General features: G+C 41.0%; 11 protein-coding genes and 1 tRNA gene. 5 read left to right on the top strand and 7 right to left on the bottom strand.

Annotation, left to right across the window (positions count from 1 at the left end; genetic code table 11):
* Positions 1-109: 109 nt before the first annotated feature.
* Both CL181_RS04450 and CL181_RS04445 read right to left on the bottom strand, forming a co-directional pair.
* A complete protein-coding gene (locus CL181_RS04450; RefSeq protein ID WP_097298039.1) occupies positions 110-778 on the bottom strand; it encodes a YkgJ family cysteine cluster protein in 669 nt (222 codons plus the stop codon).
* Positions 779-883: 105 nt separating this feature from the next.
* Positions 884-1,522 carry a VIT1/CCC1 transporter family protein gene (locus CL181_RS04445; RefSeq protein ID WP_097298038.1) on the bottom strand — a complete coding sequence of 213 codons (639 nt, stop codon included), beginning with the start codon at positions 1,520-1,522 and terminating at the stop codon, positions 884-886.
* Between the two features lie 357 nt (positions 1,523-1,879).
* Here CL181_RS04445 and CL181_RS04440 point away from each other — a divergent pair, with 357 nt between their 5' ends.
* The 4 genes from CL181_RS04440 to CL181_RS04425 all read left to right on the top strand — a co-directional run bounded on the left by CL181_RS04440 (position 1,880) and on the right by CL181_RS04425 (position 3,455).
* Positions 1,880-2,341 carry an Lrp/AsnC family transcriptional regulator gene (locus tag CL181_RS04440; RefSeq protein WP_097298037.1) on the top strand — a complete coding sequence of 154 codons (462 nt, stop codon included), beginning with the start codon at positions 1,880-1,882 and terminating at the stop codon, positions 2,339-2,341.
* A 55-nt stretch (positions 2,342-2,396) separates the two neighbouring features.
* The gene (locus CL181_RS04435; protein ID WP_097298036.1) at positions 2,397-2,858 is read left to right on the top strand and encodes a DedA family protein; all 462 of its coding nucleotides are present in this window, start codon (positions 2,397-2,399) and stop codon (positions 2,856-2,858) included.
* Positions 2,859-2,955: 97 nt separating this feature from the next.
* A complete protein-coding gene (locus tag CL181_RS20110) occupies positions 2,956-3,129 on the top strand; it encodes a hypothetical protein (protein ID WP_176505057.1) in 174 nt (57 codons plus the stop codon).
* On the top strand, positions 3,126-3,455 hold the full coding sequence (locus CL181_RS04425) for a DUF2551 domain-containing protein (protein ID WP_097298034.1): 330 nt from the start codon (positions 3,126-3,128) through the stop codon (positions 3,453-3,455). The genes CL181_RS20110 and CL181_RS04425 overlap by 4 nt, the downstream gene beginning before the upstream one ends.
* 45 nt (positions 3,456-3,500) lie before the next feature.
* On the opposite strand, the gene CL181_RS04420 is transcribed toward CL181_RS04425, so the two are convergent.
* The 3 genes from CL181_RS04420 to mch form a co-directional block, all read right to left on the bottom strand.
* A tRNA-Tyr gene (locus CL181_RS04420) sits at positions 3,501-3,611 on the bottom strand.
* Positions 3,612-3,712: 101 nt separating this feature from the next.
* Positions 3,713-4,876 (bottom strand): NAD(P)/FAD-dependent oxidoreductase, encoded by a 1,164-nt coding sequence (locus tag CL181_RS04415; RefSeq protein ID WP_097298033.1) that lies wholly within the window; start codon positions 4,874-4,876, stop codon positions 3,713-3,715.
* A gap of 52 nt (positions 4,877-4,928) precedes the next feature.
* Positions 4,929-5,888, bottom strand: coding sequence for a methenyltetrahydromethanopterin cyclohydrolase (gene mch / locus CL181_RS04410; RefSeq protein WP_097298040.1), 960 nt, complete (start codon positions 5,886-5,888; stop codon positions 4,929-4,931).
* A 112-nt stretch (positions 5,889-6,000) separates the two neighbouring features.
* On the opposite strand from mch, the gene carA reads away from it, so the two are divergent.
* Complete coding sequence (gene carA, locus CL181_RS04405) at positions 6,001-7,098, top strand: glutamine-hydrolyzing carbamoyl-phosphate synthase small subunit (protein WP_097298032.1); 1,098 nt, start codon at positions 6,001-6,003, stop codon at positions 7,096-7,098.
* A 4-nt stretch (positions 7,099-7,102) separates the two neighbouring features.
* Here the strand turns inward: carA and CL181_RS04400 are convergent, their stop codons facing one another.
* Positions 7,103-7,588, bottom strand: coding sequence for a hydrolase (locus CL181_RS04400; protein WP_097298031.1), 486 nt, complete (start codon positions 7,586-7,588; stop codon positions 7,103-7,105).
* Between the two features lie 44 nt (positions 7,589-7,632).
* Positions 7,633-8,124 carry a hypothetical protein gene (locus CL181_RS04395; RefSeq protein WP_097298030.1) on the bottom strand — a complete coding sequence of 164 codons (492 nt, stop codon included), beginning with the start codon at positions 8,122-8,124 and terminating at the stop codon, positions 7,633-7,635.
* Positions 8,125-8,878 lie beyond the last annotated feature (754 nt).

Here is an 8,878-nt window from a genome sequence, read left to right as displayed (position 1 = left end):
GTTTTACATTGTACTAAGATGTGCGAACTCTCGGGAACTGTAGAAAGTCGCTATACTCACTTATTTCAACATATTTTTAAAATATTAATTTAATATATTATTAAAATATTCATAATTTACATTTTGAAATCTTTTCACCATCAAAAACAATTACATTACCAGAAAAATCATCAGGCAGCGACTTCATGCTGTCAATATTTAACTTTAACTTATCCCCTATTTGTTCTATTATTCGGATATAACTCTGGAGTTTCTTAATCTCGTAACGCTTTAGAGCCTTGCTAATTTTCACAGAGTTTTCATGTACTTTTTCATGTACTGTTATTTCCTTTAAACTGTTACAATACATAATTTCGATCCCATTCTCTCCCATAAAAAAAGGATAACATCTACATATCAATGGGCGACAGCTGTATATAGTGCATACGCCGTTCCTGTAAAATACGCAATTTTCCTCATTACTGCGCTTAAGAATCCACCCGATCACCAGAACATCCTCTTCCTCTAAGACACATGAATACATATCCGGTTCTGCCACTTCATCCCATTTGCACCCGGTCATTTTGATTATGCGCCTGATATCACCGGGAAAGATCGAAATCGCATTGGATGGGCGCAAAATATTCTCATTGATCCTGACATCATAATCGAAATTCCTGCAGCAGCACCAGCCACAACAGGCACAAGAAAAACCGGATTTCTCAATTTCAGGGATAAGTGATGAAGAGTGCGTATGGACAAGGCGGTCTATCCTTTTGCGCAGAGAAATGATATCCATGGATAGACATCAGAAGAGGAGAGTATTAAGGCTATGGAGTAAATTCCCCTTCTCTGAAAATTTCTTTAATTTAAATCTAATCCGCAGGGTTCCATTACCACCATTTTATCCTCCAAGCACAATGACAACGCCTGTGATCGCTATACCAACACTCATCATAATAATACCCGTCCAGAACCTGCTTCTTCCCACATAGCTCCCCCATCTGTAGCCGATGGCATAGAGCATGACAAGCCCGATAACGCTGGAAAGTCTCATTGCCTGAATGCCATCAAGAAACACAAACGGTAAAAGAGGAGGCACTCCTGATACGAAGACAAGCATGCCAGCCGCAATGCCGCCCAGGATATCATCCTTTGTAGCATGGGTATGGTTTTCAACTGGCTTAAGACGCATTAAAATGTGTTGTGCAACCTCATGTTTTTCACGCTCTCCCAGAGTATCCACGATAGTACCTTCAAGTTCTTCTTTTATGGCAATGAGATCGCATCCTTCCCCCGAGCATGAGGAAGCCTCCTGCGCAGCCAGTGCAATTCTCCCCCTCTCAAGAAGGCTGCTGTAAACATATATTATGCCATCCACTATTCCCCATGCAATGCATGCTCCTATCCCGGCGCTTATAATCGCTTTTGTTGAATTAGTTCCAAGCCAGACAGTGCCTGTGATTGTAAGCACCATGATTAGTCCGAACAACATTTCGGAATGGCGGTCCGAAGGTGAAAGAATCGTGTGAAATTTCATCATACAAACGGTACTTAATGCGTCCAGAATATTAAAGGCTCACATTTTTCAGGGGTCTGAGGCATTGTCGTTGGATATCCAAAGATAAGCGGCGCTACGATTTTCCCTTTGAGTTTTTTAGTGCAGCATGTCCTGCAGCAGTTGCACGGTTTGATTTTCTTTCCTGGTAGATCCAACCAGTTAGATAAATTAATATAGGATATCAAACCATACGACAGTCTACCCATATATTTAACAATATATGCGAAAAATTCGCAAAAAGAGGTTATATGGCAAAAATGTGGTCATCAAATGAAGAGTTTGATTTTGAAATAGCAAGAGATTATGCAAGCTTATCACGGCTTTTTTGGGGTAACGTAAATGGATGATACTGACAAGAAAATAATTGAACTGTTACAGCAGGATGGAAGACTGGAAGATGTGGAAATAGCCCGGAAAATCGGGATTTCACATGATACGGTTAAGCGAAGAAGGAATAAACTCGAAGATACAGGTTACATTAAAATCCAGGCCAACATCAATCCTCATAAGCTCGGATATACAAGTGTATTTATCCTGGGGATAACTCTGGCTCCTGGAATTGATGTCAGGAAAATAGCAGGAAAACTTGCTTCTAAGAAAGAGTTCTTTTTTGTGGCGCTTTCGTTGGGTCCTACTCATTCCATAGTTGCATCATGTTTTGCCCAGGATCAGATAATTCTCAATAAACTGGTTGAAGAATTACGAACATGGAATGAAATAGAAAAAATCGAGACCAATATCATTTATGAAGTTTTGAAATCCGGATACCACGATATTCCTGTGGCAACTCTCCAGGAATGAAAACAAAAATACCCAATATTTCATATCCTTTAGAATCATAAAGTTATGAGTAAGAATGGAATTATTGGATATATTTATTTTTTATGGCATGCTCGGTCTTTTTATCGTCAGTTTTTTGTCGTCCCTCATACCAATACCTACTGAGGCTGTTGTATTTGGACTGCTTGGTGCGGGAGGAGATTCTGGAATAATATTTATAATATTGACATTAGGCTCAATACTTGGAGCGTTCTTAGGCTATTTGATTGGAAAACATGGACTTACAAAACTTATCCGATCTTATAAAAATGAGGAAAAACAGGAACAGACCAACAGGTATTTTCTGAAATATGGTGCACTATTACTCCTGGTTTCTCCATGGATTCCTTTTGTTTGCAACCTTGCTCCTGTAATTGCCGGAATACAAAATTATGACTCAAAGCGGTTCTTGATTATAATTTCAATCGCGAATATTATTAAGTGTTTTGCAATTGTTTATCTATCTATCACTATAATAGACTGGTGGCGCTATTTATGAAATGGACATTATTTAACTTTCTGGATATATATATTATCGGATAGGTATATATATTATTATTTCCTTCTGAAAATAGGAAATGGGAAGGTTAATTATCATGTCAAAAAAAGAACAGGATATTAAAGCAAAAATTAATTGGGATGAGCTTTATGATTTTTGGTCTTGCCAGTATGAAGAAGATTATGGACAATATTTCAATATCCAAACACATGCACATGTATCAAATAGGGAATTATCCAGCGAATTAGTAATTATCGATGGGGAGTTATGATAGATAATGGAGAAGAAAGTGTGAAAAAAAGGTTATTGAAATTTCTAGTAAAGGATAAGATAGGCATACGGAAATGTCTTCTAAGCCTGTTTTTGCAGGCCAGGAATTATACAACGTGTGAAGTTTATGATTACCTTAAGAAACAGGGATTTGAAGTTAATTATAGGAGTGTCTCTTCTATGGTTGGGCAGATGCATACAAGGCTGGGTATTCTGCATATCTATTCGAAAAGAAGACATCGCCGCTATTCTCTCAAGGAGGATCACAGGAATATTATACAAACAATATTAACAACCTCAACCTATCACTATAATTACAATTATTAACGAAATAATCGCTTCAAAATTTTGATTAAAAAAACTAAAAAAATATCCCGCCTCCCGGACTCGAACCGGGGACTTCGCGGTGCCTGCGCGGTATTATGTGCTTTGCACATTATCCATACTACAGCCGCGCACTCTAAGCCACTGAGTTAAGGCAGGATTACCCTTCAATAAGCACAAATATACTTAACCCTTTTCGTTCCTTTTTAGGAAATCGGAATCGTGGATTTAAAATCAAGTAATATTTATTAGGCTTCATTTCAAAATAGCGTTTTGAAAGCAACTCCCATGAATTTTATAAGCTGCCATTTATTTCCTGTTTTCATGAGTTTTTGCAGAAGGACTGAAGGATGATCCATGTCGCCATGTTCAGTTATGAGTTCTCTTATTTCAGGTTTGTTAAGGAATGTTATGAATTCATTAAGATTTTCATCACTTAATTTTCCAATGCTTTTATGGATCCTCATTCCGATCTCAAGTTCCCTGCCAATAGCGCTTCGCCATTTTTTTTCATATTCCGAAAGTGTGCATTCTTTTCTTGATGCTCTTGCAGCGACCTCTCCCGCGATTTTTGCACAAATTGCTCCCATATAAATTCCTCCTCCTGATGTAGGTTTTACCTGTCCTGCCGCATCACCAGTAAGCATCACATTTTTGGATACGGTTTTTCGCGGCGGGCCAAGAGGAATGCCCCCGACAACGTGTTCAGTGCGTGAGCCTTTGTATCTTGAAGCAACGATGGGGTGATTCAGGAGTTTTTCAAGATAATATCGGGCAGGTAGCCCCGGATTCCTGGCAAGACCTATTCGCGCCATCCCAGAAAATGGAACTGCCCATCCGAAAAATCCAGGAGCAATCTCATTTCCAATAAATATATCCACATATTCCGGGTCTTTAGGGATATAAGGGGCTTCGAACTGGATCCCGGAAAGGAACTTTTCACACCTGGGAAGCCCTGCAGCCCTTCCAACACTGCTCTGTATGCCGTCCGCCCCGATGATAATCTCCCCGGAAATTTCTTTATTCTCCCCGTTTGAAATTACAGATATTTTCCCATCATACATCCCGATAAAACGGGTTTTCATGAGAATATCCACACCATTATCTACAGCAAGCTCAACAAGCGCCCTGTCAAAAATTTTCCTGTCTATGACATACGCTTTTATATCTTTTCCCCTGATGCAGGCTTCTTCCCCGCCGGGTGCATACACGAATGCTCCCCTTATTTTTGAAAGAACGAAGTTACCTTCCCCTATATCGCATTCCCTGAGCGCTTTTGTACTTATAAGACCCGTACACTGAACCGGTGAGCCGATGCTTGCATGTTCCTCTATAAGGAGGGTCTTTGCACCGTTTAGCGCGGCATATTTTGCAGCGATAGCGCCTGCAGGACCGGCGCCAACTACTACAACGTCATAGTTCATACACCCCTAAAAGGGGTGTTATGGTTAAAAATTGTTGTAATTAAAGTCTTAGTTAAAGTCTTGAAATCCCGAAGGATTTCATGAGCACCTCTTGATCGATCTTACCGCTTGTAAAGGTTTTAGCGCTATTGAGCTCGTTTATCGTGATCTCGGAAGGTGCAAAAACACCTGCATCCACCTTGAAAAAATCAAATCCTGCTTCCTTGAAGGTCGTAAAGAAGGGTTTGCCATAGGAAGATGAGGTTCCGGAAGGCACTTTTACGATCAGTTCTTTAACTTTCTCCATATCGTACCTCACGTTATAGTACGTCTTTCCGCAGTAGATGATGCAGTCATTCGTTGAGCCCATGCATTTTGTACTGTCCCCGACGATTGGCGATATGGGGGCGATGCCATAACCGCTTTTAATGGTGTTTATATCAAAACCGATAGATTCCATTTTATGGATACCGGTCTCAACGATACGGGCTGATATCTGTACCGACCCTGCGATAGAAGCAGTAGGTGCAACCACAATATGAAGATTGGACGGGTCAACATTGCAGTCTTTTGCGATTTTTTCCGTGACCTCCTCAGGCGGCAGCTTATCAGATTCAAGTACAAGTACTGCATCGCTATAAGAATCCTTGTAGTTTATTTCTGCATAGAGCTTCTTCGGGTTAAGCGAAAGGGCACGGGCAGGGCCAGAACCCATGGCAAAATATTTTCCAACGCTGATGCGCCATCCAGCATATTGTGAAGCCATGCATGCGACTATCGGATGGTCGGTGCTGACCCTGATAGCCGGAACCATGATCCCGCCCAGGTCAAAAGTAGTATATTCCAGGTCTGCGAGATCTGCAAGACATATCCTTGAAAGGTATAATCCCGCTTCATAACCCCCGGCTACGCTCACGCCCGCATCAATGACCGTGGAACCGTTTTTCTGTTCATGTATCTCAAGATTCATTTCGTTTGCAAAATCAAGCATTTCGTTAAACACACAGAGTCCGGTTTCATTTACACTTATCATAATCTGATCACGCATTCAATCTCATATTCCTGATAAATAAATCTGCTTATTTTGATCGGATACAAACTATAATTGCGTAATCTATTTACGATGCTTTTACAGTTAAGCACCTATGAAAGCAGTTCTCGGGCTTGAAGATGGAACATTCGTTATTGGTGAAGGTCTTGGTGTGGAGGGCATCGTCCAGGGCGAGCTTGTTTTTACTACCCAGTACACCGGATATGAGGAAGCTCTGACTGATCCATCTTATAAAGGCCAGATATTGATGTTCACCTATCCGCTCATAGGGAACTATGGTATAAGCGGTGAGACTTTCCAATCAGATCACATGCAGGCTGAGGGACTTGTGGTTCGGGAAGCATGCGATCATCCATCGCATCACAAGTCCAAACGATCCATATATGAATATTTAAGGGATGAGGGAAAATCCGGGATAATGGGCATTGACACACGGATGCTCACGATCAAAACAAGGGAACGCGGAACCATGAAGGCCGCAATAATAGTAGGCAGTGATGATAGCAAAGAGGCTGTAAGACTTGCAAGAGAACAGGAAGATATTGGCAGCCTTGACCTGATTGGAAAAGTCACATGCAAACAACCGTATCAAATGAAAGGGCAAAAAGACGGGGATAATATTGTAGTAATGGATTTCGGTATAAAAAGAAATATCATCAAGAGCCTGAACAACAGGGGGGTCAATGTCACAGTGGTTCCTGCAACAACACCTGTAAAAGATATAATGGATTATGAGCCTGATGCAATACTTCTCTCAAATGGCCCGGGTGATCCGCAGCAGGCGGTAAACGGGATATCCGTGGTAAAAGAGCTTGCTGGACAGCTTCCCATATTCGGGATATGCCTTGGCCACCAGATTATTTCCCTTGCCCTTGGCGCCCGGACTTATAAAATGAAATTCGGCCACCGCGGCGCGAACCAGCCTGTAAAGGACCTGGAACGGGGTATCGTGCATATTACATCGCAGAATCACGGGTATGCGGTTGATGAATCAAGCATTGATACAAAAGAGATCACTGTCACCCAGTACAATACCAATGACAGGACCGTTGAAGGTATAAAGCACAGGGATCTTGATATTATGTCAGTCCAGTATCATCCCGAAGCGAATCCCGGGCCCCTTGATACTGAGAAGATATTCTTTGACAGGGTCGTTGAGACTACAAAAAAGATAAAGGTCATGGTGAAATAAGCCTTCAAACATGAGCCAGGATGACCGTATAATTCTTCCCATAATATTTCGCGCATTTCGGACAGGTTGTATAGAAAAAATACATCTTTTTGAGTTCTTTACCTTTTGATTTCACAAACCCCTGCATTTCTTTTGCCCACTTTCCCATGTTCTGATACGGCCCTTCAAAAACTTTCGAAAGGAAAGTCCCTGATATCTTTTCCATCTGTGCCCCCGGCACTTCCTTGCTAACGGCAATATAGACATCAGAACCCCACATGGATTTTTCATCAGAAAGCATGAGTGGTTCAGGTGTAAGGGCACCTGCAGCCTCTATCTTTTCCATGTTTTTCACCATTATTCTATCGAAGTTCAAGGGTATATGCAGAAAACTCCTCACATGATCCTTGAGAAATAGCTTATCCTGGAATTTGATCTCCTTATCCTCCCATGGCCCGGGATCGAATCTCGGGCAGCAGCCCGTTTCAGATTGTTCATATAGTTTGTCCATGAATTTGTCCACCTTTACTGCTTTTACAATTTGTATGCAGGTATTTATGGTTTTCTTATGGGGGTCAAATTGGGATGGTAGGTATTCCAATGTGCAACACTTCTCACTTTATGATCTAAAAAACAACCCGAAATAATTAGTGCAAGGTTGCACAACAGGAAGTATATATAATGTATACCAACACAAAAGCAATAGTGCCAATGTAAATATCGCTTGAAACCCATGCTCCAGTCCTTATAAAAGCCACACGATTCAGGCTCCTCATATTCTTCAATGGACCCAATTGGTATGATATTAATTTCGGCATCAATGCGGCTTTTATAAACAGAAGCCCATATTTTATCCTTTTCGTTAGCCTTCCAAACACCTTTTAGCCAGAAAAAAACAAAAACATAAACCATCACGATATAAAGAATGATATGCCAAAATCTCAAGTTTAATTTGGTTGCGAGAAATCCAGTAGAAACAATAGCACCCGTCCAAAAAGTGATCGTAAGTATCTCTAAACTTTGTGCCTTATTTTCTTCAATTCCCATATCACTTTACTCCATGATTAAACGATCCATTTCATATATACATTATTATAATTACATATAATTTTTAATACTACGAATTGAATATTATAATTAAACATATTTAATTATATCTATAATAACTATGATAATGTAATCTCTTTTTTTACTTAGAATTTTACCCTTTTCTGCAAAAAACTTGTCTCCCAATACTGACGCTCAATTATAATATATGTGCCAAGCCTACCGTTTCATTTTCGGCTTCATTCTATATCAGCCAAGGCGCTCTGCCCAATCGCAGATGCGCTCACGAAGATCCTTAGAAATCCCTAATAACTTAACGGAATTTTGAACGTAATCATTTAATATGAAGAGGGATGAGCGCCGCACCAAGCACGCCTCCCAATTTATTCGGCCCGAATCCACCTGCGGGCGCGTACTTACTGCGGGAGGCTGAGCGACAGTCCCCCCGGTGCTCGGACAGTCGCGGTGATTTCTCGCGCTGTTCTTTTTCCCAGATGAGGATGCGCAAAACAACTACCGCCCTTTATCAAATGCGATGCGCCAAAGGTTTGCCCTGAAATGCTTGGCCGGGCGGGAATAATAGATTTCGGGGGGCAGTTTAAAGCACCAATAATAATAACATTATAAAGATTAAATTATAGGCGCCGATGCTTCTGTAATGAAGAAGTATTTTCGGATTTTGAAACCGCAGATGAACGCTGATAGTAGAGTAAAGCAGAGGCTTTCCAACCTCCACCTCCTCATCAAACTGCAC

It is taken from the genome of Candidatus Methanoperedens sp. BLZ2, from assembly GCF_002487355.1.
Classification (GTDB): domain Archaea; phylum Halobacteriota; class Methanosarcinia; order Methanosarcinales; family Methanoperedenaceae; genus Methanoperedens.
Note: the sequence above shows the minus strand (reverse complement) of the source record. Positions and strands in the feature narration are given on the sequence as shown.